At 32.5% G+C, this 25850-nt stretch carries 28 protein-coding genes; 15 read left to right on the top strand and 13 right to left on the bottom strand.

The window, feature by feature from the left end; translation table 11 throughout:
* Positions 1-107: 107 nt before the first annotated feature.
* The 5 genes from Q0910_RS10060 to Q0910_RS10040 all read left to right on the top strand — a co-directional run bounded on the left by Q0910_RS10060 (position 108) and on the right by Q0910_RS10040 (position 4780).
* On the top strand, positions 108-1643 hold the full coding sequence (locus Q0910_RS10060; protein WP_299215566.1) for a hypothetical protein: 1536 nt from the start codon (positions 108-110) through the stop codon (positions 1641-1643).
* Between the two features lie 214 nt (positions 1644-1857).
* On the top strand, positions 1858-2406 hold the full coding sequence (locus tag Q0910_RS10055; protein ID WP_299215564.1) for a ClpP family protease: 549 nt from the start codon (positions 1858-1860) through the stop codon (positions 2404-2406).
* Between the two features lie 171 nt (positions 2407-2577).
* Positions 2578-3303 (top strand): M15 family metallopeptidase, encoded by a 726-nt coding sequence (locus tag Q0910_RS10050; RefSeq protein ID WP_299215562.1) that lies wholly within the window; start codon positions 2578-2580, stop codon positions 3301-3303.
* A gap of 51 nt (positions 3304-3354) precedes the next feature.
* Positions 3355-3840, top strand: a complete 486-nt coding sequence (locus tag Q0910_RS10045) for a CAP domain-containing protein (RefSeq protein ID WP_299215560.1) — start codon at positions 3355-3357, stop codon at positions 3838-3840.
* A gap of 172 nt (positions 3841-4012) precedes the next feature.
* The gene (locus Q0910_RS10040) at positions 4013-4780 is read left to right on the top strand and encodes a M48 family metalloprotease (protein ID WP_299215558.1); all 768 of its coding nucleotides are present in this window, start codon (positions 4013-4015) and stop codon (positions 4778-4780) included.
* A gap of 57 nt (positions 4781-4837) precedes the next feature.
* Here Q0910_RS10040 and Q0910_RS10035 read toward each other — a convergent pair whose 3' ends face one another.
* Positions 4838-5218 carry an ankyrin repeat domain-containing protein gene (locus Q0910_RS10035; RefSeq protein ID WP_299215555.1) on the bottom strand — a complete coding sequence of 127 codons (381 nt, stop codon included), beginning with the start codon at positions 5216-5218 and terminating at the stop codon, positions 4838-4840.
* 501 nt (positions 5219-5719) lie between these two features.
* Here Q0910_RS10035 and gpmI point away from each other — a divergent pair.
* From gpmI to Q0910_RS10020, 3 genes are all read left to right on the top strand, one after another.
* Entirely contained in the window at positions 5720-7237 is a 1518-nt protein-coding gene (gpmI, locus tag Q0910_RS10030; protein WP_299215553.1) for a 2,3-bisphosphoglycerate-independent phosphoglycerate mutase, read from the top strand.
* 176 nt (positions 7238-7413) lie between these two features.
* Positions 7414-7980, top strand: a complete 567-nt coding sequence (locus Q0910_RS10025) for an RNA polymerase sigma factor (protein ID WP_299215552.1) — start codon at positions 7414-7416, stop codon at positions 7978-7980.
* 24 nt (positions 7981-8004) lie between these two features.
* Positions 8005-9102, top strand: coding sequence for a FecR family protein (locus Q0910_RS10020; protein WP_299215550.1), 1098 nt, complete (start codon positions 8005-8007; stop codon positions 9100-9102).
* A 569-nt stretch (positions 9103-9671) separates the two neighbouring features.
* On the opposite strand, the gene Q0910_RS10015 is transcribed toward Q0910_RS10020, so the two are convergent.
* Entirely contained in the window at positions 9672-10529 is an 858-nt protein-coding gene (locus tag Q0910_RS10015) for a hypothetical protein (RefSeq protein ID WP_299215548.1), read from the bottom strand.
* A gap of 307 nt (positions 10530-10836) precedes the next feature.
* Here Q0910_RS10015 and map point away from each other — a divergent pair, with 307 nt between their 5' ends.
* Genes map through Q0910_RS10000 form a run of 3 tightly spaced genes read left to right on the top strand, consistent with a single transcriptional unit; the run spans position 10837 to position 12898 of the window.
* The gene (gene map / locus Q0910_RS10010; protein ID WP_299215546.1) at positions 10837-11655 is read left to right on the top strand and encodes a type I methionyl aminopeptidase; all 819 of its coding nucleotides are present in this window, start codon (positions 10837-10839) and stop codon (positions 11653-11655) included.
* A gap of 53 nt (positions 11656-11708) precedes the next feature.
* Complete coding sequence (locus Q0910_RS10005; RefSeq protein ID WP_299215544.1) at positions 11709-12080, top strand: GxxExxY protein; 372 nt, start codon at positions 11709-11711, stop codon at positions 12078-12080.
* Positions 12081-12130: 50 nt separating this feature from the next.
* The gene (locus Q0910_RS10000) at positions 12131-12898 is read left to right on the top strand and encodes a class I SAM-dependent methyltransferase (protein ID WP_299215542.1); all 768 of its coding nucleotides are present in this window, start codon (positions 12131-12133) and stop codon (positions 12896-12898) included.
* 27 nt (positions 12899-12925) lie between these two features.
* Here Q0910_RS10000 and Q0910_RS09995 read toward each other — a convergent pair whose 3' ends face one another.
* Positions 12926-13531, bottom strand: coding sequence for a sigma-70 family RNA polymerase sigma factor (locus Q0910_RS09995; RefSeq protein ID WP_299215540.1), 606 nt, complete (start codon positions 13529-13531; stop codon positions 12926-12928).
* Between the two features lie 511 nt (positions 13532-14042).
* Between Q0910_RS09995 and Q0910_RS09990 the strand changes: the two genes are divergently transcribed.
* The 4 genes from Q0910_RS09990 to Q0910_RS09975 are packed head-to-tail and all read left to right on the top strand — an operon-like array spanning position 14043 to position 17092.
* Complete coding sequence (locus Q0910_RS09990; protein ID WP_299215538.1) at positions 14043-14462, top strand: ABA4-like family protein; 420 nt, start codon at positions 14043-14045, stop codon at positions 14460-14462.
* Positions 14462-15262 carry a hypothetical protein gene (locus tag Q0910_RS09985; RefSeq protein ID WP_299215536.1) on the top strand — a complete coding sequence of 267 codons (801 nt, stop codon included), beginning with the start codon at positions 14462-14464 and terminating at the stop codon, positions 15260-15262. Before Q0910_RS09990 ends, Q0910_RS09985 begins: the two co-directional genes overlap by 1 nt.
* An 11-nt stretch (positions 15263-15273) precedes the next feature.
* Positions 15274-16356 (top strand): histidine kinase, encoded by a 1083-nt coding sequence (locus tag Q0910_RS09980; protein WP_299215534.1) that lies wholly within the window; start codon positions 15274-15276, stop codon positions 16354-16356.
* Positions 16337-17092 carry a LytTR family DNA-binding domain-containing protein gene (locus Q0910_RS09975; RefSeq protein WP_299215532.1) on the top strand — a complete coding sequence of 252 codons (756 nt, stop codon included), beginning with the start codon at positions 16337-16339 and terminating at the stop codon, positions 17090-17092. The genes Q0910_RS09980 and Q0910_RS09975 overlap by 20 nt, the downstream gene beginning before the upstream one ends.
* 23 nt (positions 17093-17115) lie before the next feature.
* Here the strand turns inward: Q0910_RS09975 and Q0910_RS09970 are convergent, their stop codons facing one another.
* From Q0910_RS09970 to Q0910_RS09925, 10 genes are all read right to left on the bottom strand, one after another.
* Entirely contained in the window at positions 17116-18111 is a 996-nt protein-coding gene (locus Q0910_RS09970; protein ID WP_299215530.1) for an FAD:protein FMN transferase, read from the bottom strand.
* 5 nt (positions 18112-18116) lie between these two features.
* Positions 18117-18494, bottom strand: coding sequence for a Na(+)-translocating NADH-quinone reductase subunit F (locus tag Q0910_RS09965; protein WP_299215528.1), 378 nt, complete (start codon positions 18492-18494; stop codon positions 18117-18119).
* A gap of 64 nt (positions 18495-18558) precedes the next feature.
* A complete protein-coding gene (locus tag Q0910_RS09960) occupies positions 18559-19239 on the bottom strand; it encodes a carboxypeptidase-like regulatory domain-containing protein (RefSeq protein ID WP_299215526.1) in 681 nt (226 codons plus the stop codon).
* A 115-nt stretch (positions 19240-19354) separates the two neighbouring features.
* Entirely contained in the window at positions 19355-20233 is an 879-nt protein-coding gene (locus Q0910_RS09955; protein WP_299215524.1) for a DUF4846 domain-containing protein, read from the bottom strand.
* An 18-nt stretch (positions 20234-20251) separates the two neighbouring features.
* The gene (locus Q0910_RS09950) at positions 20252-20767 is read right to left on the bottom strand and encodes a hypothetical protein (RefSeq protein ID WP_299215523.1); all 516 of its coding nucleotides are present in this window, start codon (positions 20765-20767) and stop codon (positions 20252-20254) included.
* A gap of 286 nt (positions 20768-21053) precedes the next feature.
* Positions 21054-22361 (bottom strand): NADH:ubiquinone reductase (Na(+)-transporting) subunit F, encoded by a 1308-nt coding sequence (gene nqrF, locus Q0910_RS09945; protein WP_299215521.1) that lies wholly within the window; start codon positions 22359-22361, stop codon positions 21054-21056.
* Position 22362: 1 nt separating this feature from the next.
* The gene (gene nqrE, locus Q0910_RS09940) at positions 22363-23076 is read right to left on the bottom strand and encodes an NADH:ubiquinone reductase (Na(+)-transporting) subunit E (RefSeq protein ID WP_299215518.1); all 714 of its coding nucleotides are present in this window, start codon (positions 23074-23076) and stop codon (positions 22363-22365) included.
* Between the two features lie 62 nt (positions 23077-23138).
* Positions 23139-23837 (bottom strand): NADH:ubiquinone reductase (Na(+)-transporting) subunit D, encoded by a 699-nt coding sequence (locus Q0910_RS09935; RefSeq protein ID WP_299215516.1) that lies wholly within the window; start codon positions 23835-23837, stop codon positions 23139-23141.
* 3 nt (positions 23838-23840) lie between these two features.
* Entirely contained in the window at positions 23841-24599 is a 759-nt protein-coding gene (locus Q0910_RS09930; protein ID WP_299215514.1) for a Na(+)-translocating NADH-quinone reductase subunit C, read from the bottom strand.
* A 2-nt stretch (positions 24600-24601) separates the two neighbouring features.
* Positions 24602-25846, bottom strand: coding sequence for an NADH:ubiquinone reductase (Na(+)-transporting) subunit B (locus tag Q0910_RS09925; RefSeq protein ID WP_299215512.1), 1245 nt, complete (start codon positions 25844-25846; stop codon positions 24602-24604).
* Positions 25847-25850: the final 4 nt, after the last annotated feature.

The following is a 25850-nucleotide window of genomic DNA, read 5'->3' as shown; positions in this document are numbered from 1 at the left end:
TTTTAAGATTTTCAGGGAAAAAATAGAAAAAAAAATATTAACTTGGTTACTTTCTAAAAAGTCGCTTATATTTTTTAGATTTAATTTTATGTCCCGATAATATTTTAATGAAAAGACTATTATTCACTGTACTTCTTCTATGTTTAACTCAAGTATATGCCCAAATAGATGCAGGCTCAGTTATGGGGTTACCAACCGCCGCCACAACTGCAGAAATGAACGGAGTAACAGGAGCTGCAACAGGTGCTATTTTATACAATCTTGAAGAAGGCAAAATTTTTGTCTTTGATGGTACAAATTGGGTTTCTACAGCCAATGATAATTGGTTGGTGGATGGTAATACCGGGCTTCCGGCTACCTCCTTTTTGGGTCATATTAATGATGTAAGAATGGAAATCAGGTCCGCTAATCTCCCATTATTGCAATTTGGTCGAAGAGAAACTCTAGGATTAACACAGACTATTACAGACTATACAGATGATGATCAACCTTTGGTGTATATAAATGGTGACGGGACTACATCTGCACTTCAATTTGCCGCTGCTGGCGCTTCTTTTTATAAACCATTATTTTTTACCACAGCAAATGGAAGTTTTAGACTGAAAGGAAGTACAGGCGCTACGGATTTATTTGAAATCGGTTCATCCGGCCCAGCTAATGATGGTAGATTAGAATTTATCATTGGTGATGATGGTGATGAACAAATAGTTTTTAAACGTTTTGATTACCGAAGAGGCCAATTTCATAGAGAGTTTTTTAGAGTTGAGGGTAGCGATAATAGTCCGGATTCCAAAACACGATTCGGGATCAATATCAATACACAAGAAGTACCTATTGATAGCGATTATGATGATCCCTCATCTGGTTTTAACAAAGCAAATTCAACTTTACAACTTGAAGGTTCTTTTTCAAAATCTATACTTAATACAACGGGGGCTCTAACACTAACCGAAGACTACTACACCATCATTATTACAGGGAATCATACTATCACGTTACCTAACGCGAATACATGTAATGGTCGTGAGCACATCCTTAAAAACCAAACTGGATCTGCTGTTACTGTTTCGGCTTACCAAGACCTCTCTAACGCTACCCAGACCTCTATCGCAGCAAACACAGTTTTAAAAATTCAAAGTGATGGCACCAACTGGCACTTGATTAATAATCTTTCGGGAGGAGGGACTTCGTCAAGTCTTACATATGTAGATAAATATAATACTACTGATTCAGACATATCTGTTAATGGTTTTAATCCAAACGGTTTTCAAATCCCATTAAACACCGCAAGAGTATCTGCTGGATCTATCAATAATGTAAACAATGACCAAGTCCAAATAACGGAGGCTGGTCTTTATGAAGTTTCTTATACTGTTTCTGTTATAAAAGATGAAAATGCAAACAGACCATCTTTTGAAGTGGTTGTAAGTGAAAACACAAATCCTATAGCTAATACTGGTGCTATTTTTTCTCTACCAGGAGGAAACAATGCTAACAGATATGCAACCGCAAGCAGAAAAATGATTTTAAGTTTAAGTGCATTTCAGAGTTATGGAATCAAAATAAGAGGTGTAAACTCTAGTAATACTATTGATATTACTATAATTGGTCAAGCTACAGGAATGACTATTAAGAAGTTATAATCAACAAAAAATATCTTAAGTTTAATTATTTAGATTACAACCATTCTAGTTTATGGAGCTTTTAACAGTATCTAAATTCTAAATTCAAAGAATATGATTCTTGACATTTAAAATTTCAATTATAAAATTTTGTGAAATCATAAAAATGTATACCATTATTTATCAAAAATAATTATACTTTTAACTACATTTAGAAAAAATAATCATAAATCATATGAAAGAGAAATCAGGAAAAATCCAAGATATAATAGACAAAAAATTTCTAGAAGACCGTAGTGTTTTTCTGTGGGGTCAAGTCGATGATAAATCAGCTAAGCATGTAATTGACAGATTGATGTATCTGGATATGATTAGTAATGAAGAAATAAAATTATACATCAATAGTCCGGGTGGTTATGTAACATCAGGATTCGCTATGTATGACACTATTAAAGCTTTAAAGAGCCCTGTTTCTACTATCTGTACAGGTTTAGCTGCTTCTATGGGATCTATTCTTTTAAGTGTTGGCAAAAAAGGACGTAGATTTATCCAACCTCATGCTAAAGTAATGATACACCAACCTAGTGGTGGAGCTAGAGGTCAAGCTTCTAATATAGAAATTCAAGCTACGGAAATTTTAAAAACTAAAGAATTAAGTGCTCAAATTCTAGCAGATAATTGTGGCCAAGATATCGATAAAGTATTAAAGGATTTTAACCGTGATTACTGGATGGATGCAGATGAATCTATGGAATATGGTATAGTGGATGGTATACTCTCATAATCACAAAATATTTTATTATTAAATATTCGATTTTTAAGATCAAAAAAACACCGCAGTGCATCATAATAAGATGATTAACTGCGGTGTCTCATTTTAATTTCTTAAATTACAGATACATTTATAAGTTTTAAGGATCACTCTTTCTGATTCAAAAGGATAATTTTGTTAATAATGCAAAGAAAAAAATTTATTCAAGTAAGTGCTATGGGACTGGTAGGATTGTCTTCTATATCATTTGCAGATTTTCAGTCGCAATATACCAAAGGTGATCTTATGGGAAAAGGAAATCCTACACTTGTTGGCGAAGGACATAAACTACGTAAAAAAGCGCATCAAGCTTTTTTAAAAATGAGAAGTGCAGCTTTAAAGCAAGATATTAAACTTAAAGTTGTTTCCAGTTATAGAGACTATGAGCATCAAAATCGTATTTGGGAACGCAAATATGAAAGATATACTGCCAGTGGATTATCACCTATAAAAGCGATCCGTAAAATAATTGAGTACTCTACCATTCCGGGAACCTCTCGTCATCATTGGGGTACAGATCTGGATATTGTTGATGGAAGTGTTAAACAACCTAAAAATGTACTTTTAGAAAAACATTTTCATAATGAAGGGCCTTTTACCAGATTTAAAACATGGATGGATCATAACGCCAATGATTTTGGTTTCTATCTTGTTTATACAAATAAAAAAGGCAGAAAAGGATTTAAATATGAGCCTTGGCATTACTCCTACGCTCCATCATCGGTACCAATGCTTAAAGAATTTAAAAAACTTGATATTAAATCTGAATTGCAAAAGACAGTATTAATGGGGAGCTCTAATTTCACTTCAGAATTCATACAACAATATATGGATCAAAACGTATTAGACATTAACCCTAAATTATTGTAACATATACTAAAACTAATTTCTTTCAGTTATAATATGAAAGCTAAATATCTTATGAAAAGCATTTTAAGATTTTTATATATAACACTGATGATCATAACAATAGTATCATGTTCTTCTGACGATGATGCTGAAATTACAGATGTAGAAACAAGTGAACTTACTAATGAAAATAATATTTCTGATGCCATATTAGCACTTGTCAATCAACACCGTCAAGGTATGGGATTATCTACCTTATCTAAAAACGGAACAGCAGAGCAATTAGCTATTGATCATACTAAATATATGATTTCTGTGAATCAGATTAATCATGATAATTTTAATCAAAGAGGAAACGTTTTAAGTGATCAAGAGAATGCAACAGGCACAGCAGAAAATGTAGCAAGATTTTATACGGATGCACAAAGTGTTGTAAATGGATGGCTTAACAGTTCTGGACATAAAGAAAATATAGAAGGTAATTATACGTATACTGGTATTTCTGCAATAAAAGATCAAGATGGCAGGTACTATTATACCCAACTTTTTTATCGCTAACCATGCATCAACTATGCTAATTAGCACTATTCGTGTTCAATAGCCCGAACACAACACCTCTAGTAGTTGCTTACCAAAAATGTTATTTTCATTTATTGGTAAGCAACTTTTATATTTAGTAACTTTATGAATCCGAAAAAAACATATGTACATTAACTAAAAATATAACTCCATGAGACGTGGTGGATTAAAAATAAGAATATTAATAGGACTTGCTATTGTGGCTTTTGCCTTCTTTAAGAAGTGTAATAACAAAACTCTTAATGAGTATACTGATAGAGTTCAAAATATTAACATGACCACAGATCAGGAAATAGCAATCGGACTTCAGAGTGAACCGGAGATAACTAGACAACACGGTGGTCTTTATCCAGATCAAAAACTTCAGAATTATGTAGATAATGTAGGAAACAAGCTTATCGCGAATACGATGGCAAGACAATCACCTTACCAATACGAATTTCACCTTTTAGCAGATCCTAATACGATTAATGCGTTTGCACTGCCAGGAGGTCAAATATTTATAACCTTTGCTCTCTATTCTAAATTACAGAATGAAGATCAATTAGCCGGTGTATTGGGTCATGAAATTGGGCATGTATTAGGTAGACATTCTGCAGAACGAATTGCGGAACATGAGTTTTGGAAAACTATTTCTACAGGAGCTTCTGTTGGCGCTGACGCCGGAGGGCTTGTAAGTGGAATAGGACAAAATGTACTTTTGGGTAATGGTAGAGATGATGAATTAGAAAGTGACAAATTAGGTGTTTTGTTTATGATCAATTCTGGTTATAATCCACAGGAAATGATTGGCGTTATGCAAATTCTAAAAAATGCGGCTGGCCCTAACCGTACTCCAGAATTTCAGAGTACGCATCCAGATCCTGATAATCGTATCGAAAAAATTCAAGAAGCTATAAAAGAATACAGTGGGGAATAAAAAACTTCGCTTAGAAAGCCAATAAGCGAAGTTTTCACGATTTGAATTTTTAAAATATTATGATAGTTCTTCCAAAAGAGCAATAGCTTCTTTAGCATTGGATAATTTCGCAAATTTCATTGCAGTATTACCTTTACTATCTCTTGTTTTAATCTTTGCTCCTTTTTCCACTAAAATTTTAATTATATCCACTCTGTTATACCGAGCAGCATACATTAATGGAGTCATGCCTTCTGATTTTTTATTTACATCGCTTCCTAGTTCTATCATTTTCTTTACTGTGTCAGTTTCACCTTTCACTATTGCCATGCAAAAGGTACTTACTTGATTAGTAATAAGTTCATAATTATGACTATTCGTCATCATATGTTTTTCGGTTGCAAAGCTAGCAGATGTGATGAACATTATAGTCAATGCAGTTACAATTGTTTTTTTCATGATGTTGTAATTTATTAAGTTATGATTAATAGCTTTCTATAAATACAAGACTTATGAAACCTCATATTTGTTACACTTGAAAATATAAATAACAGAACTTTAACCTGGTCATAACAAAATATTCTGATAATGTTTTACAAAAATTAACATCTAAAAATCTTAATAGATATCTCCAGTTTAACAATAAACATATAGATCAGGTTATTGAGTGAATATTCGAATAGTTTATGACCAAGTTTTTCATTTTTAAAAAGAATTAAATTATCATCATAAAACCGAAGCATATACTAAGAAAAACTCATTTTAAACCTGAACCATAAGAATCCATTAATAGTTCTTCAAAAAAAACATATAAATAAATAATCAGAACCCACGAAAATTAGGGATGGATACTTACTGATTTTTGGGTGCTTCTATTCTATATCGTAATTTAGCTTCTTGTTATGCTTTTCAACAATCACTAACATAGATGATTGAAAAACATCAAATCACATAAAGAAAATGAACAAAAAAGTAATCTTAATGATTCTGGATGGATGGGGAACATCTCCAGACCCTAAAGTTTCTGCTATAGATCATGCTGAAACCCCATTTATTGATAGTCTATACACAAAATATCCTAACGCAGCTTTAAGAACTGATGGTCTTCATGTTGGGCTTCCTGATGGACAAATGGGAAATAGCGAAGTAGGTCACATGAATCTGGGAGCAGGAAGAATAGTCTATCAGGATTTAGCCAAAATTAACCTGGCTATTAAAAATGATACATTAAAAAATGAACAAACACTAACTGATGCACTAAGTTATGCTAAGGAAAACAATAAGAATGTTCATCTATTAGGATTAGTAAGTGATGGTGGAGTACATTCTCATATTAATCACATAAAAGGATTATTAGACGTAGCGAATTCTCAAGGATTAGAAAATGTTTTTTTACATGCTTTTACCGATGGTCGTGACGTAGATCCTAAATCAGGAATAAACCATATTACGGCGATTCAGAAACATATGGCTGAATCTACAGGTAAACTAGCCTCTATAGTAGGACGATACTATGCAATGGATCGTGACAAAAGATGGGAACGTGTAAAACTGGCGTATGATCTTATCGTTAACGGAATCGGAGAATCCAGCACCAATGCCATCGAGAGTATCCAGGAAAACTATAATAATAACATCACTGATGAGTTCATAAAACCAATCGTGATAGAAGAAAACGGATCTCCTGTCGCTACAATTAAAGATGATGATGTAGTGATATTCTTTAATTTCAGAACAGATCGAGGTCGAGAACTTACAGAAATGTTATCTCAGTCAGATATGCACGAATACAATACTCATAAATTACCATTGTATTACGTGACCATGACAAATTATGATGAGAATTTTGATGGAATTCATATAATCTATGATAAAGATAATATTACCGAAACCTTAGGTGAGGTATTATCCAAAGCCGGTAAAAAACAAATTCGTATTGCAGAAACCGAAAAATATCCGCACGTTACCTTTTTCTTTTCTGGTGGACAAGAAGAACCTTTTGAAGGTGAGTCCAGAATTCTTAGAAATTCTCCAAAAGTAGCCACCTATGACCTTAAACCAGAAATGAGTGCCTATGAATTAAAAAACGCTCTTATACCTGAATTACAAAAAGGAGAAACCGATTTTGTCTGCTTAAACTTTGCCAATGGTGATATGGTAGGTCATACCGGAGTTATGGAAGCAGCTATCAAAGCTTGTGAAGCAGTAGATCAATGCGTGAAGGATGTGGTAACAACCGGATTAGAAAACGGATACAGCACCATATTAATTGCAGATCATGGGAATTGCGAAACAATGATTAATCCCGATGGATCCCCTAACACAGCTCATACAACGAATCCCGTTCCGATTATCTTCATTGATAATGATCAAATACAAATAAAAGATGGAGTACTGGGCGACATTGCACCTACAATTCTAGAGCTTATAGGAATAGATCAACCTATAGCAATGACTCAAAAGTCACTAATTAAATAAATATAAAAGTATCTAAAGTTATATAGCAGTCACACATTTAGTGTGGCTGCTTTTTTTATATCAAAATTTCATTTTAGTATATTTAACATTTTATTATAATAATTTATAAATAATACACGCAGCGAAATCCTACATTCTCAGTTATAATTTATGAGAGTAAGCACTAACCCTTATTCATGAATAAAGAAGAGCAAGACAGACTGGTTAAAGCTTGTAAGAAGAATAACCGGGATGCCATGGAAAAAATATATAACGCCTTTATGCCCAGAATGCTTGCGGTAAGTTTTCGCTATTGCAAAAATCAATCTGATGCAGAGGATATAGTGCAGGATGCATTTATCAAAGTTTTTAAAAACATTAAAAAATATAAGCATAATGGAACATTAGGAAGTTGGATAGAAAGAATCGTTGTGAATAGTGCAATTGATCACTGGCATAAAATGAAAAAGACTGTTTTAATAGATAATTCAGAATTAATCGAAGAGAATGATGCCCAGGAATTAGGCGAAATTGAAAAAGATCAATTTTCAAAGCAACTTTCGGCAGAAAAGTTAAGAACATTAATAAGTGATTTGCCTGAGCAATATAGATACGTATTAAACTTATATGCCATTGAAGGCTATTCGCATAAAGAAATAGGAAAAATATTGAAGATTAAAGAAAGTACTTCTAGATCAAATTATACAAGAGCAAGGAAAAAACTTTTAGAAAACATGAGAGCTATCGGAATTGAAAAATACTAATTGCTATCTCTAAACGAGAACCAAATGAAAGAGGATAAGGACCTTTTAAAAGAGCTTTTGAATACAAAATTTAAAGATGATGTCATGGAATCGTCTAGGCATAGCTTTGACAATATTTTTGATGCTGTACAAGAAAAATCAGATGATAAAAGTTCTTTTTTATGGTATACAATTGGTGTAATTATCCTAATGTTTATTAGTGTCTTTACTTTATATTATATCAAGAGTAACCAAACGTCAGAAACAAACTTAGAAGAAACGAGTACAGAAATTCCTGTTCAAAAAGAAAATCTCAACCTTGTAACGAATACTAACGATACAATATCCCACGAAAAAGAAGATACTAATATCCTTATAACTGAAAATGCTATAACAGAAGATATAAATGAATCCAAAAAAGATATAATCGCTAAACCGATAGATGTAACTACGTTAGAACCAGAAGATGAAATTATTGAAAAAGGAGTCATTACGGTTACCTATACAGCTTCGGACAAATATGCCTCTACCGAACACACCAAATACAATAAGCTTCCTGACTCTAGTACTATTGTAGTTAGAAAAAACAGTAAAGTAAATTTTACTGCTACAAAACAAGGATTTCGAAGAGCGGATATAACCGGTACCGTATTTTTAAATATTAAGAGCGATGTATCTAAACCGTTTATCCTGTTCGGGAAATATTCCAAAATACAAATTACAGGTAATTCTTTTGCCATCCATTCTGATACTAAAGGAGATCTCTTGACTCTTATTAATGGAACCGCAAAAGTGGTTCACAATAGTACTAAAGAAGTTAGGGGTTTAATTCCGGGAGAAAGCCTTCTTATAGATCAAAATGGTATTTCTTCATTAAAAAAACCTTCAAATCGATTCGCCTGGAAAACAGGTATCTTACATTATCAAAATACAAGTGTTGACAAAATTATTAATGATCTCGGAGAAAATTATGATGCTAAAATCCTACTAAAAAACGCTGATATCCTTAACTGCAGATACTCAGGGTCTTTTGAAAAAGCTACGACTATAAAAGTATTAACCAGATTAGCCAAATCCCTAAAATTAAAGATATCAAAAAAGGATAGTATACATGTTATTACTGGAAAAGGTTGTAATAAATAATATTGACCTAAATTTTATTCTTCATAAAACACATCAAATTGATTAAGATTCCAATAAGGATTTTTTTTCTAAATCCTGTGCGTAAATGTAAAACTCCTAATTAATTAAGGCAATTGGATACCTGAATCAGCCTCAATACAAATAGAAGAACTATAATTTTATATTAGAGTTTATTGAAAATGTAATTTATATTTTTACTTTCCGTAAAGAAGAATAGGACCTATCTATTTAATCACGAGTAATGAATAGGTTCTAACATGTAAAACCATTAACATTATTATAGATTCCAGCCTAAACCATAATAATGAGCTTTTATCTTTTCATTTTTTTGTCATTCTAGCGTGTCACACTGAGCGAAGTCGAAGTGTAGACCGGAATCAACATTATCAACTATTACGGTTTAATCTTAACAAGAAAGGTTTTTCATAGTAATATTAAGGCTTTATCCTACACAAATGATAGTATAGAACTTCCTTGAAGAAAATGATTTGAAACCTGAAAAAAATTGCATAAAAAAACCGTCTGTAAGTAGATTTACAAACGGTTTTTACATTTAACTAAATTACCTATTATAAATCAAAAACAATAGATTCTCCATTATCACCTGTTAATATAACTTCTTTATCACAAACTCCATCTCCAAAATCAATATTGAAGTTGACACCAAAACTGCTAGAAAAATCTAACGATCCTTGAACAGGGTATTTTAAAAAATTATATCTATTAAAACAAGCTACTTTATAAACCAATGGTGCACCATCGACAGACTCTGATCTCATAAAGAATGTCTCGGTAATACCTTCTACTGAAGATGACTCCTTTAGTGTGATAATTTCTTCTGCAGTAAATCGGTTCTCAAACTCAAAGTTTCTATTGGCTGCATAACGATAAGAATCTCCGTTAGGTTCAGTAATAACTCCATCTATTACAACATCAAACACCTTTGTCGTTTCTGTACTTAAAGCTTCATTTTGTTCAGCTATTCTATAACCATCAAACATATAGCCATCATTTCCTATTACATTTTTGAATATTGTTGAATCTTTCCACTTCTGATTAAATACTCCTGCAACGTAATACTCCAGCCTACCAGTCCAGTCATCAAACTGACATTGTTCTTCTGTATAATTCAGAATCATCTTACTGTAATAGTCATATTCCTCAAAACCTAGTAATGGGTTTTCCTGGTTAGAAACTAATAACTCAACAGAAACACAACTTTCCTGAAAACTTTTTGATGAACTTTGAACGTCTTCAAAAGCCTTCTCCGAAATTATATCAAAACTATCCATAGCACCATCCAGGCTATTATACGTCTCAAAATTTTCCTTATCACTATTCTGAATAGATACATTGTCATCCATATCCTCTACAGCACAACTTGCCATTAATCCTAAAGTTACTGTACAAATCAAAAATTTTCTCATGGTTTACTTTTTTTAAAATGAATATTATATTGGGTTTTCTATCTATTAAACCTGAAAAAATAAAAACGCTGCGTAATTTTTTCAATTTTTTTAAAAAAATTAAAAAAATCCTTCGTTACTATAGATATACTGTAGCTTTAAACCGTTATAATAAAAATTATTTATTGATATTTTAAAGAAACGATTCTTGTTTTCAATAGAATAATTCAACCAAATATTTTAAATACTTCATCAATATCGAATTCCTAAAATACAGTTTCACTAATAATATTCTTTGTAAATTTGCCTTCCCATAATTAGGAATACTATGATTATCGTTAAAACACGTGAAGAAATAGAATTAATGCGCGAGAGTGCACTCATTGTCTCTAAGACATTAGGTATGCTTGCTACGGAGGTAAAACCAGGAGTAACTACCTTACAACTAGATAAGTTAGCCGAGGAGTTTATAAGAGATCATGGTGCTGTTCCCGGTTTTTTAGGGTTATATGATTTTCCTAATACTTTATGTATGAGTCCAAATGAACAGGTAGTACACGGTATTCCCAATAACACTCCATTAAAAGAAGGGGATATCATTTCTATAGATTGCGGAGCAATCAAAAATGAATTCTATGGAGACCACGCTTATACTTTTCCTGTGGGAGAAGTGTCTCCAGAAGTTGAGCGATTATTAAAGATTACTAAAGAATCCCTTTATGTAGGTATTGCAGAATTAAGGGTTGGAAAACGAGTAGGTGATGTGGGATATGCTATCCAGAAATTTACTGAAGAAGCTGGATACGGAGTGGTTAGAGAGCTTGTAGGACACGGATTAGGTCGTAAAATGCATGAAGATCCGGAAATGCCTAATTATGGACGACGTGGAAGAGGCAAAAAATTTATTGAAGGAATGGTAGTAGCCATAGAACCTATGACAAATATGGGTACACATCGTATCAAACAATTAAGAGATGGATGGACCATTCTTACTGCAGATGGAAAACCCAGTGCTCATTTCGAACATGATGTTGCTATTATAGATGGTAAACCAGAGATTCTTTCTACGTTTAAATACATCTATCAGGCATTAGGTATCGAATCCGATGAAGAAGATACTTTTAGGCAAGAATTATTAGCTGTTTAGTTACGGTACTTTTTTATATTTCACTAAGTTTCTCAAAGAATTCACAAAGAAAAATGACAGAAGATGAAATATCTAAAATTATTATCGGCTGTGCAATAGAAGTACATAGAAATTTGGGACCCGGTCTGCTTGAGTCTGCTTATCAGGAATGTTTATGCTATGAACTGAAAAAGAAAGGTTTAAAAATTTATAAAGAGAAACCCTTACCGGTAATATATAAAGACATTAAACTTGACCAAGGATACCGAATAGATATTTTGGTAGAAAATAAAGTAGTAATAGAATTGAAAACAGTTGAACATTTTACGGATGTCCATTCTGCGCAGGTTCTTACATATTTAAAACTTGGAGAATATAAACTTGGTCTTCTTATTAATTTCCATGTAAGTTTGCTTAAAAATGGAATCAAACGTTTTATTATGTAAACTTCGTGAAACTTTGAGACTTCTTTTTGTCCTTTGTGTAATCTGTATCCATGAAAAAACTCTTTAAACTTATACTAAATACAATACCTAGACCACTACTAATTCGTTTGAGTTACGTGGTAAGACCGTTAATTTCATTTTTCTTAAGAGGAAATAAATTTACTGACCCAATTGATGGTAAAAGTTTTTCTAAGTTTTTACCATATGGCTATGGTACCCAAAGAGACAATGTACTTTCTCCCTCTACCCTTTCTTTAGAAAGACACCGATTACTTTGGTTATATCTCCAGAATGAAACTAATTTTTTCACAGCGAAAGCTAAAGTTTTACATTTTGCACCAGAACAGGCTTTTTATAAAAGGTTTAGAAGCTTAAAAAACTTAGATTATACCACTACAGATCTTATCTCTCCATTAGCAGATGTGAAAGCTGACATTTGTAATCTTCCATTTGCAACGAACGAATATGACATCATATTTTGTAATCATGTTTTAGAACACATTCCGGATGACACGAAAGCTATGAAAGAGCTATTAAGAGTTCTTAAACCTGGTGGAATGGCAATTTTACAAATTCCACAAGATCTTAGCAAAGCGACTACTTTTGAAGATAATAGTATTACAGATTCAAAAGAACGTGCTAAAATTTTTGGTCAATATGATCATGTAAGAGTATATGGAAGAGATTACTTCGACAAACTACGATCTATAGGTTTCCAAGTAAGCGAAGTAGATTACACCAATGACCTTTCTAAAGAAGAAGTAATTAAATATTGTCTTGCTCCAGGAGAAATACTTCCAGTATGTTATAAGCCATAATGTGACTTCTTATAATCTATTTAATTCTCAAGAAACTTCTTTACTTATAGCCACAGGTTTTGATATAAACATCAATTCAGAGAACAATGAATCCTTTTCTATCATTTCCAGTAATTGCTTTTTGCTCTCAAACTTCTTTTTCCTAACATATCCCTCAGAATGACCAGTTATTAAACCTATTTCCCTCATACTTTTCCCTTCTAAAAACAAGCTAAGTATTTGTTTGCATTTACAATTAAGGTTTACAAAGTGCTTTCTAAATAATTTTTCCCTTTCGCTTTGTTCTATCTCTTTTATAATATCCGTATTATCCTCCAACTTCAGATCATCAACAATATCATTACAATACGATATCCTACTCTTTTTTCTTAGTCTGGTTCTCCACATATTTTTACAAACCCCATAAAAATATGTGTGTATTGAACAATTTATAACCAAAGAATTGGATTTTAATTTTTGATATAATATAATGAGTGCGTCCTGAAATATATCTTCCGAATCTCTTTCAGTACCAGAATTCTTAATTATAAAACTATTAATTACAGTAAAATTCCTTTCATAAAAATCCTTTAATACCTTTTCATTCCCTTTTACAATTCCGTTAAAAATTTTGATCTCATCATTGTACCCCATATTGATGATTTGAGTGTTAGTTAGTTGTTTGCCCTACATAATATCTGTAGCAAATTTTGTTCCATTGTTACACGAGAAATTATAACATTTTAAAAACATCATAATTCAATAAAATTCCTGATATCAAGTATTTGATAATGAAGTTAACTATGAATTAAAAAACCTAAAAGTATAAATTAGGGAACCCCTACTTTTAACGAGTAAAAATGATTTTACAGGAAGACAATAAAATAGTATTCATTATCAGGAAAACCTTTTACGGTAAGTGTTTTAACTCCTTTTTTTCATTTCATAAATAAAATAGGCTTTCAAATCAATATGTGTATTGAGTTATTAATTTTCTTCTACACACATACCAGATTTTCTGAACCGTATCTTTTATTGACCCTGTAATATTACATTTCAATATGAATTAACGACGGTTCAGGGATAAAGTCATTTTATTTTCTTTCCAATAGCAGGAAATTGAGCTCATCAAATAATCAATTCACCATTTAAAAACTGAACAAATATGACTCCGACTGATGTCTTTTCTTTTGCCAATATGACCGCTATGCCTATGTGGATCTTAATGATGCTACTACCAAAATGGAAAGTGACTCGATTTCTAATTGAATTTAAAATAGTCCCCTTACTATTATCTGTTGTATATGCTATTTATATTTTTCTAGCTATGCAAATAGGCGGAGGAATGGATTTTGGCAGTTTAAATTCGGTTATGGAATTATTTACCGAAGAAAATGCTGTACTGGCTGGCTGGGTGCATTATCTAGCTTTTGACCTCCTTATTGGAATGTGGATACTAGATCAAAATAAAAAATTAGGAATTCATCAACTATTAATCGCTCCTTGCCTTTTTGCCACATTTATGCTAGGCCCTATAGGCTTTTTACTTTTTACGATCATCAGAACAATTAAACTAAAAAAATAATGAAGTATCTAAATGAAGTATTCCGTATCGTAAAAAAAGAAAGTCCTATTCTTTATTGGGCTGTACTAATCAATTTTATCATTGCGATTGTATGTATAGTAGGACTTTTTATAGACGACAGAACCTTAGAAGGAATTAGTGTTTGGATCAAACCTCTAAAATTCTCAATCTCAATAGCTATTTACACTTTGACCGTAGGATATTTAATGACTATATATCCATACTCTAAAAGAAAGAAGAACATTATAAATAATATCGTTTCCTATACATTATTATTAGAATTAGGTATTATTTTTTATCAAGCTTCAAGAGGTGTTCCATCGCATTATAATGAGTCTACTCCCTTTGATGCTATACTATTTTTAGGAATGGGATTTTTCATTGGAATCAATGTATTGATCATGCTATTATTTATTTTTGATACAATACGATTGAAATTAGACACCACAAAATCTATTCAATATGCTATCTTAATGGGTTGGTTAATTATATTTTTCGGTAGCTGGGTAGGTGGTCAGATGATAACTCAAATGACTCATAATGTTGGCCCCGCAGATGAAGGAACAGGTCTCCCGCTGGTTAATTGGAGTACTATAAGTGGAGATTTGAGGGTAGCTCATTTTTTCGGATTGCATGGGATACAAATAATTCCGTTATTCGCATTATGGGTATCTAAAAAATGGAAGGCTTCTAACAGAAACCAGATCGTTACAGTGCTATTTTTTGGATTACTCTATGCAACGTGGATTGGATTCACATTTTATCAAGCTAAACAAGGTATGCCATTACTTAAACTATAATCAAGCTAAAAATGTTGGTCAACAAGAAAAAGCGTATAAAATATTTGGGGTTTGATGACTTTTGGTTCATCATCATTGGCATCTTAATTCTTAGTTTTGTTACATACTTCCTGTTTAATAGTTCTTTTGAAAGATATTCTCTAACCGAAGCAATTATTCGTTGGAATATTTCGCTATTCTTTTCCACCTGTGATTGGTTTATCATACGTGGTATTATGATTTTTTTACGAAAGAGATTCCCTGACTTTAAAGATAACAGAAAGCGTATTGTCCTATTCTTTATCGCTATTGTTAGTACCGTAATCATAGTAGATATTGTTGGTGGTATTTTATTATCATTGATCTGGAGCATTAACTATAATCCTGTTTCTAGAGCTAAAGTATTACTGCCGATTATTTTGATAAGTACTATGACTATGGCGATATATGAAGCAATTTATTTCTACATAAGACTCAAGAAATCAATAAGAGAAGAAGAACAGACAAAGCAGATGATTGTGCAAGCACAATTAGACACCCTAAGAAATCAAGCACAGCCACATTTTTTATTCAATACCCTTAATACGCTACGCGATATTATTGATCAAAATTCTAAAGAGGATGCAAAAGAATTTGTAGACAAACTATCGGATGTATATCGTTTTATATTGGAGTCCGGAAACGCAAATCTGATTTCACTTAGAGATGAATTAAAATTCGCAAAGTCCTATATTCATATACAATCAGAAAGATTCGGGAATAACCTGAAAGTGAATTGGGATATTCCAAAAGCTTCATTAGATGTTATGATTGTACCTATGAGTCTTCAGCTTTTATTAGAAAACGCCATAAAACACAATGTAATTTCAAGATCAAAACCATTAGTCATATCAGTAGAAATTAAAGATAATTCCTTAATAGTAACTAACAAGATTCAACCTAAATCAACTCAAATACCTTCTACAAAAGTTGGGCTAAAAAATATTGAAAAACGCTATGCCTTAATTTCTAGCAAACCAATTGAAATAAAAAATGATTCAACTCAATTCATTGTTTCCCTTCCATTGTTAAAACTTTCTGATCAAAAAAATAAGTATGCAGGTATTAATCATTGAAGACGAACCACGAGCAGCAAATCAATTACAAAGTAAGCTTGCTTCTTGTAATTTTGAATATCAATTATTGGATATCATCGATACCGTCGAAGATGCTGTGGAATGGTTTCAGAAAAACACTGCTCCTGATTTAGTTTTTATGGATATCCAATTGGCCGATGGATTAAGTTTTGAAATTTTTCAGAAAACAGATGTTGATGTCCCTATCATTTTTACCACAGCTTTCGATCAATATGCTATTCAAGCATTTAAAGTAAACAGCATAGATTATTTATTAAAACCTATCCAGCAAGATGAGTTAGATAATGCGTTAAATAAATTCACCAAATCCAATAGACAACCTACAGTTGACCCAAGTATCCTAAAAAAGCTACTTGACAGCATGCAGATTGTTACCAATAGTCGAACAGGGATTTTGGTCAAAGAAGGGAATGGATTTGTACAAATTAAGATTTCTGATCTTCTATATATTTATTCTCAAGACAGTATAACTTTCGGAGTAACTTCTAATAAAAGATATATTATTGACGAAACCATGGATCAATTATTTAATTCACTGGATTCTAATCAATTCTATAGAATAAATCGCGGGCAAATTATTTCTAAAAATTCAATTCAGAAAATAGATTCATATTTTAATCATCGAGTTAAACTTTCTATTTCAAACTCAAGAGATCAAGAATTTATAGTAAGTAGACAAAAGACAAATGACTTTAAAGAATGGTTAAACAGCTGATCGGTTAACTACTTTTTTTTTGATTAGTTATCAGGAAAACCATTTAGCGTAAGTGTTTTTAGTTCCTTTTTATCATCTTCATAAATAAAATAAACTTTCAGTTCTGGATGTTCATTTAGAAACTGTTTGGATCTCTCTAGTCCCATAGACATCAAAGCAGTAGCGTATGCATCGGCTTCCATACAGGTTTTAGCTAAAATCGAAACACTTAAGAGATTGGACTTATGAGGATACCCCGTTTTTGTATCAATAATATGTGCATACCTATTCCCATTTTCATCTAACTTAAATTTGCGATAGCTTCCTGAAGTGGCCATTGCTTCATTTTTTAAAGAAAGTACTTTGCTATAAGATTGTGTTTGATCAAAATTTGGATCTTCTACTCCAATTTTCCAAGGCTTCACTTTGATCAAGTTACTGCCTTTACCTCTAATCTCGCCTCCTATTTCCACTAAATAATTTTCAAAGTTTTTAGCTTCCAAAAACTCAGCAAATACATCAACCGCGTACCCTTTTGCCAAAGCATTAAAATCAATAAAAGTGTTAGGATATTGTTTCACAATCTTATTATCCTGTAATATCACCTTGTCTAACCCAACAGAGATTAACAAACTATCTATTTTAAGACTATCTAACGCTACTATTTTACCTTTTGGCCCAAAATCCCAAGCATTCACCAAAACGCCAACAGTAGGATCAAAAACTCCTTCTGTTTCTTTATAAATTCTTTTTGAAGTATTAAATACATTTTTAAAATGATTATCTACAGAAACGGTTGTATCCCCAAAGTTTATTTTAGAAATATCAGAGTCATTTTGATACGTCGACATTGAGGTATTAATCACATTTATTATACTATCATAAGATGCAGAAAGATCAATTTCATTTTTATCAATAAACTGAACCGAAAATGTAGTGCCAAATGCATCTCCACTTGTATAATTAAGATACTGTTCCGGTGTTTTCTTGCAGGATAACAGACATACTAGCAAGCAATAAATAAGAAGATTACGAATCATAGGCTTTAATTAAGATGTGTTTCTATTACTTGTAATCCAGCATATTCTAAAACATATTCTTCATTTAATAAAATAGGCTTATTGGGATTTTCTGAATTCTGTAATCCAACACCTGCATAAAATACTTTTGCCTCTTGTTCTCTGGCATGCTTTTTAAATGCTTCCATCCATACCATATCATAATTATGTGGATTATCTGGATATGCTACTGCTTTTACAATTACAAAGTATCTTTGATTAGAAGCATCAATACATACAAACTGTGGATGCTTTCCTATTTTACTATTAATCGCAATAAATTCGTAACCCCTTTCTTCTAGCTCTTCTCCAACAATATTCATTGCCAGATTATGAAGTTCTTGTTTAGTTAATATCCTTGTCATAAGTAACGACAAAGGTATTATTTTGAACACTAATAATAAACTATTTTAAACTTGAAGATAGAAATTAAAAACTTGAACAATCTACTATATAAGATACGCTAAGTGTATCAGCCAAACTCGTTTGAACAATCTCACGATAATGATGATAATCTTCATTAGAATATCCTGTTGCATATACAAAATCCAATTCAATTTGTGAATTTGGTCTCCCTTCCATATATACTATAGTATCCTTTTCTTGTTCATCTATAACGTGATTTGGAGAAAAAACAAAGCTTAGATCATTATGGTTAATGATGTTACTGAATATTCGTAAAGGCCCATTTTCGTTATTTGTTATGCGAGCATTTAGTTTTATAATGACAGGGAGCCAAGCGTCAATATCTTTTATATTTTCCACGCCTTCCTCTATCTCTTTTTCAACTTCTATAAACTCTGTATAATATTCTGATTCAAAATAAGGTTTTGACAAAACATATCGCTCACCTGGAATATGATGGTACGTAATAGAATAATTACCATTTTCATCGGTTATTGCAGAATCAATAAATTCAGAATCGCAACCTATAAAACAATCTGTTTTCAACACTGACACTTCCAACCCTTCTATATTAATATTTCTTTCAACATCGTATACCCGTCCTTTTACAGTGGTTAATACTAAGGATTGATCATCATCACTATCACAGGAAGATAAAAATTGGATTATTAAAATCAGTACTGACTTAAAAAGAAGTTTTTTCATTTTATATATTTCATTAAAAGTTCGAAACAAATGTAATAGATACTTCTTTTGAGAATTCGCAATAAACACGCAAGTGTATTTTAAATTTTGTAAAAATCACAAATAGTACCTTGAATTATTTAAACCGAATAAACAATGCCTCTTCAAAATGATAGCTAGGCGTATACACAGCTACATTTTCGCTAAATCTATACCAAGGCGAAATACTGGTATCTTCAAAATTTTTAAGCAGACAGACATTCTGAGCTGGCGTATTTCCTTGTGCTAACAAAAATAGTTTCACTCCTTTATCATTTACTATTTCGTCCACTATGATTTCTATATGCCCAGAAGTTCCAGGATTTACTAACATATCACCGATCGTCAAATCTTTAACTTCAATTTTAGGTAGTTCTGTGTACAAGGATAAAGTCCCGGCGTACGTATAAATCAGATTGAGATATTTATAGAAATTAGCTTTAGAAGAATTAGGTGATGCTGTTTTATGAAAAGTTACTTTATTTCCTCGAATCTTAGGTCGATATCCTTTAGCATATTTTTTCCAGGAACAATAATGACCTGAGGTAAAGTTAAATCCTATTTCATCTTTTCTATTCGAATCCCATAAATATTCTGCTCTCATTCTCATTAAAGCATCAGCACATTGTTGCAATCCATTAGCAGGAACAGGGATTTCTAAAATAGCATCATGCCAATGTTGCGCAAAGTATCTGCTATTATCATAATTAATAATCGGTGATCCATGATTTTTTAATCGATAATGACGAAGATATTCCTGAAAAGAACCTTTTGGATACGCTCTCCTTTTATAACTTTTTGGAACCTTCACTCTGGTCGAAATAGAATCACCATCTTCATCAATATAATTAGGAGTTGAAACTATGTTTTTCACAACTCCTTTTACATGATTTGTAAGGTGCTTTCCTTTAGAGGTTGTTCTAAAAAGTAGTACTAAAAGAATAGCACTTATTAATACCAGAGCATATTTTTTCATAAATAATTAGATTCAGTATTAATTCTTTATTTTTTGATATTCCTTAGAAGAATACGTCTTGATCAATTTATCAATTTCAAAAAAACTTATTTCCGAAATACATGTGTCATTATACAAAGCCCCAATAGTATCCACTTCCATAATCTCCAATTCAATCGCTATAAATTCCGTATATCCCATATGCTGAATATAGTTATTACTAATATCTATATATTGAGGTGAAACAGATACTTTAGACAAAGAATCTTTTCTAAAGTTTACGTCCTTCCATTCGTCTATTACATATTCAGAATCACCGTCTGTTCCGATAGCCCTAATATTAATCTTAGCAACTCTATTATTCTGATACCAGATTTCTTCTGATTTCAAATATCCTGGAACTATTCTGATTACATAAGGCAAAGCACTTTTATCCTTAAAAGTAACTCTTATTGTTTCTCCAAGACCGGCATGAGAACGACCTTCTACCCAAGCTGTTCCATCATTATTATCTATCAGATTTCTTTCAGAATAATTCTGAACTTTACTTTGCAAAAAACTGGAGGCTGAACATCTATCAACTGACAAAGGTTTTAAAGTATATTTATTGTAAAAGGCACCATCGTATTCAACTACATAAACCAAAGAGTCCTGAGATATTTTTATGTTTTGGGAAAACAAAGATTGGCTGATCATTAAGATTAAAAAAGAAACTAATAAGATTAAAAATGAGTGTTTTATTATATACATAACAAGTATTACATTAATACGAATATTCGAAAATAAAAAAACCGACACAATTGCTTGTACCGGTTTACAGTGAAATATTATAAATTATATATTATCCTCCGAAGTCATCAAATCTGATATGCTCATCAGGAATACCAAAATCTTCTCCCATTTTCTGAACAGCCTTATTCATTAATGGTGGTCCACAGAAATATAATTCTATATCTTCTGGAGATTCATGATGATTAAGATAATTATCAATCACACAGTTATGGATAAATCCAACGAACCCATCTCCTTCTGCATCAATATCACTTTTAACTTTCCAGTTATCTTCTTCTAATGGTTCAGAAAGCGCTAGATAGAATTTAAAATTAGGGAAACTCTTTTCTAGTTGCTGGAAATGATCTAAATAGAACAATTCTCTTTTTGATCTTCCTCCATACCAGTATGTAACTTTACGACCAGTCTCTAATGTTCTGAATAAGTGATACAAATGAGAACGCATTGGAGCCATTCCTGCTCCACCACCTACATATAACATTTCTGATTCAGATTCATTGATAAAGAACTCTCCATAAGGTCCTGAGATCGTTACTTTATCTCCAGGTTTCTGTGCAAAAATATAAGAAGAGGCAACACCAGGATTTACATCCATCCATCCATTTTTACTTCTATCCCATGGTGGAGTAGCAATACGCACATTAAGCATAATCTCTCTACCTTCTGCAGGATAAGAAGCCATAGAATATGCACGCTCTACAGTTTCGTTATTTTTCATCACTAATGGCCATAAACCAAACTTATCCCATTCCGCCTGAAACTTGTCTGGCGTATCGTGTTCTTCTGGATGCGCTGTAATATCAATATCAGAGTATTTGATCTCACATTGAGGAATCTCAATCTGGATATATCCTCCAGCTTTATACCCCATATCTTCAGGGATTTCTACTACAAATTCCTTGATAAAAGATGCTACATTATAATTACGAACAACTGTAGCTTCCCATTTCTTGATTCCGAATACTTCTTCCGGAATCTCAATATTCATATCTTGTTTTACCTTTACCTGACAAGCCAATCGTGCACCATGTTGTAACTCTTTACGAGAAAAATGCGGTGTTTCTGTAGGCAAGGCTTCTCCTCCACCTTCTAATACGTGGCATTCACACTGAATACAGGTTCCACCTCCACCACAAGCTGATGGTAAAAATATTTTTTCACTACCTAATGTAGATAATAAAGTACCTCCCGAAGCTACTTCTATCTCCTTTTCTCCGTTAATAGTAATCTTAACGGGTCCTGATGGTAATAATTTATCTTTTGCAAATAATAAAATTCCTACTAAAACTAAAGTTAGAACCAAAAATGAAATAATGGTAATAACGATTGTTCCAATTGTCGATGCTAAAAATATCATGTTATTTAAGTATTGAAACGTTAGTATTTTCTGCCACTTCTTTGGTAGTTTTTTCTTCTACCTGAACAGTCTTCTCTTTCTTTGCCTCCTCTTCATCTCCTCCAGTTAGCATTCCTCCAAAACTCATAAAGCCAATTGCCATAAGTCCGGTTAGAATAAAAGTAATTCCAAGCCCTCTTAATGGAGCAGGAACATTAGAGTATCTGATCTTTTCTCTAATAGCAGCAATTGCAAGAATTGCCAAGAACCACCCGATTCCTGATCCAATACCATATACACCAGCGTGAGTAATAGTAGCAAATTCTTTTTGTTGCATAAACAACGATCCACCAAGGATTGCACAGTTTACTGCGATCAATGGTAAGAAAATACCCAAAGAGTTATATAATGAGGGTGAGAATTTCTCTACAACAATTTCTACTAACTGTACCATCGTAGCGATAGTAGCAATAAATAAAATAAACGTTAAGAAGCTTAAATCATAATCTGCATATTCTGGACCTAACCAAACCAGAGCGCCTTCTCTAAGAATATACTTATCCAATAAAAAGTTTAATGGTACTGTAATTGCCAAAACGAATATAACTGCCGCTCCAAGGCCAACAGCTGTCGACACCTTTTTAGATACAGCTAAGTATGAACACATCCCTAAGAAGAATGCGAATACCATATTATCTATAAAGATTGATTTTAAAAATAATTCTAAATATTCCATTTTTTATACGTTTTTAGTTGTGGTTGAAAGCATATAGTTTCAACTCATAACTGTGAACTTTTCTAGTGATCTTCGATTAGTGCTTTATTTTTACTTCTCTGAATCCAGATAATAATTCCTACAGTAATCAATGCCATTGGCGCTAATACCATAAAACCATTATTTTCATATCCAATTGAATACAAATATGTCTTTTCGATCGGATCACCTAATACCTTATATCCAAATAATGTCCCTGAACCTAATAATTCTCTAAAGAAAGCTACAATAATCAATAAAACACCATATCCAGCAGCATTACCAATACCATCAAGGAAAGATTTCCAAGGACCATTACCTAAAGCAAAAGCTTCAAAACGTCCCATAATGATACAGTTGGTGATAATCAAACCAATAAATACCGAAAGTTCTTTACTTAATGTATATGCAAATGCTTTCAGTACTTGATCTACAACAATTACTAAAGCTGCTACCACAACTAATTGAACAATAATTCTAATTTTAGATGGTATGATATTTCTCATTAGTGAGATTACCACATTACCAATACCTAATACAAAAATTACCGAGATTGCCATTACAATCGATGGCTTCAATTGTGCCGTAATTGCCAATGCAGAACAAATACCTAATACCTGTATCGTAATTGGATTGTTATCTGTAAGAGGATCTGATAGTAGTTTCTTGTTTTTCTTCGAAAATAAAGGCTCTTTAGGCTCTTTTACTTTAGTTACAACTTTTTCTTCTGTTACTTCAGCCATTTGTTATTTTTTTAAAGTTTCGAAATAAGGTTGATACATTCTAATTCCTTTCTTCACCATTGCAGTTACACCGTCACCAGTAATTGTAGCACCAGCCATAGCATCAACAGCATTATCATCTTTTCTTACATTCTTAGGATCTCCATTACCTTTCTTTACAGTAATCCCTTTATAGTTTCCTGAAGCATCTAATATGCTTTCCCCTATAAAATCATCTCTAAAATAAGCTTCTTTGATATTAGCTCCTAATCCTGGAGTTTCTCCTTTATGGTCAAAAAATGCTCCTTTAACAGTCTTAAACTCTTTATCCAAAGAAACATATCCCCAGATCGCATCCCAAAGGCCATTACCTCTCATAGGCACCACATAGAACTCTTCTCCATCTTTCTTACCTATAAACAAGGGAAGTTTTCTTTGATAATCAGAGTCTTGTTTTACCTTATCATTCTCCTTCTTAACTTCAACAGCAAAAGCATCTGTAGTTTGCTTAGCAACATTTCCTGTGATTATATATTGTCCTTCTTCTCCAACATATTTATCGAACAATTCTTGCGCTTTCTCAGCAGATACAAACTCGTTAGGATCTTCCGAATCTGAGACTCCCATCGCAAACAAAATATTTTGCTGCTTTTCTGTTCGCTTATTTGCTGAAATTCTTTCTTGTAAAGCCATTGCAGTACCAGCTAATACCGTTCCAACTACCAACACCATTACAATGGCAAAGATAATTGTATATGAATTTTTATCTGTATTAATCGCCATAACTAAGCAGTTTTTAATTTTAGACGTTTCATTCTCTTCTTAACATTCCCTTGAACAACGTAATGATCAATCGTAGGAGCAAATACATTCATTAACAAAATTGCTAAGAATACACCTTCAGGATATGCTGGATTAAATACTCTAATTAATATAGAAATAAATCCTATCAAGAATCCATAGATCCACTTTCCTTTATTAGTTTGAGATGCAGTTACAGGATCGGTTGCCATAAATACAATACCAAACGCTATTCCTCCAACTATCAAATGCTTCCAAAACTCTAAATTCATCAATGCATAGAACTTACTAGATTCTGCAATCCATCCTGCACTGGTAACTCCATTGAATATCAATCCCATTAATAATGTTCCTAATACAGCACTTACCATAATTCTCCAGCTTCCAATTTTCGTAAAAATTAAGAAAGATGCACCTAATAGTATTAACAATGCTGATGTTTCTCCAACAGAACCAGGTATAAACCCATAAAATGCATCCATAATAGAATACGTAGCATCTCCTGACCCTAGTATATTTTTACCTTGTGCTAATCCACCAAGTATTGTCTCTCCAGATATAGCATCTAATTGTGCTCCTCCGGCAATCTCATTGGCTCTTTCTACTGCTCCATGCACCCATACTTTATCTCCAGACATCCAGGTAGGATATGCAAAAAATAAGAATGCTCTGATCGTAAGTGCTGGATTCAGAATATTCATTCCTGTTCCTCCAAAAACTTCTTTACCAATCACCACTCCAAAAATAACTGCTACTGCTAACATCCATAAAGGAGTATCTACAGGAACAATCAATGGAACTAACATTCCGGTAACTAAATATCCTTCTTCTACTTCGTGTCCTTTAATTACTGCAAATAGAAATTCTACAGCTAATCCAACTCCATAAGAGACAACAACCAACGGTAAAACTTTCCATAATCCGATAACCAAGTTATCTAATGACCAAAATGCGGCACTAAAAAAACCATTAGCAGCTTCGTCTATTTCGCCAAGCGCTAAATAATGTTGATATCCAGCATTAAACATACCAAAGATTAAACACGGTACTAATGCCATTATTACCGTATTCATAGTACGCTTTAGATCATCTGCTGCACGAACGTGCGAACCAGAATGCGTAATTTCATTCGGTAGATATAAAAAAGTATGGAGTGCATTAAATGCAGGCGCCATCTTTTTATCTTTATACTTAAGTTTTAAGTTATGTAATTTACTTTTTAAACTCATGACC

The organism is uncultured Aquimarina sp. (genome assembly GCF_947495315.1).
Lineage (GTDB): Bacteria > Bacteroidota > Bacteroidia > Flavobacteriales > Flavobacteriaceae > Aquimarina.
Note: the sequence above shows the minus strand (reverse complement) of the source record. Positions and strands in the feature narration are given on the sequence as shown.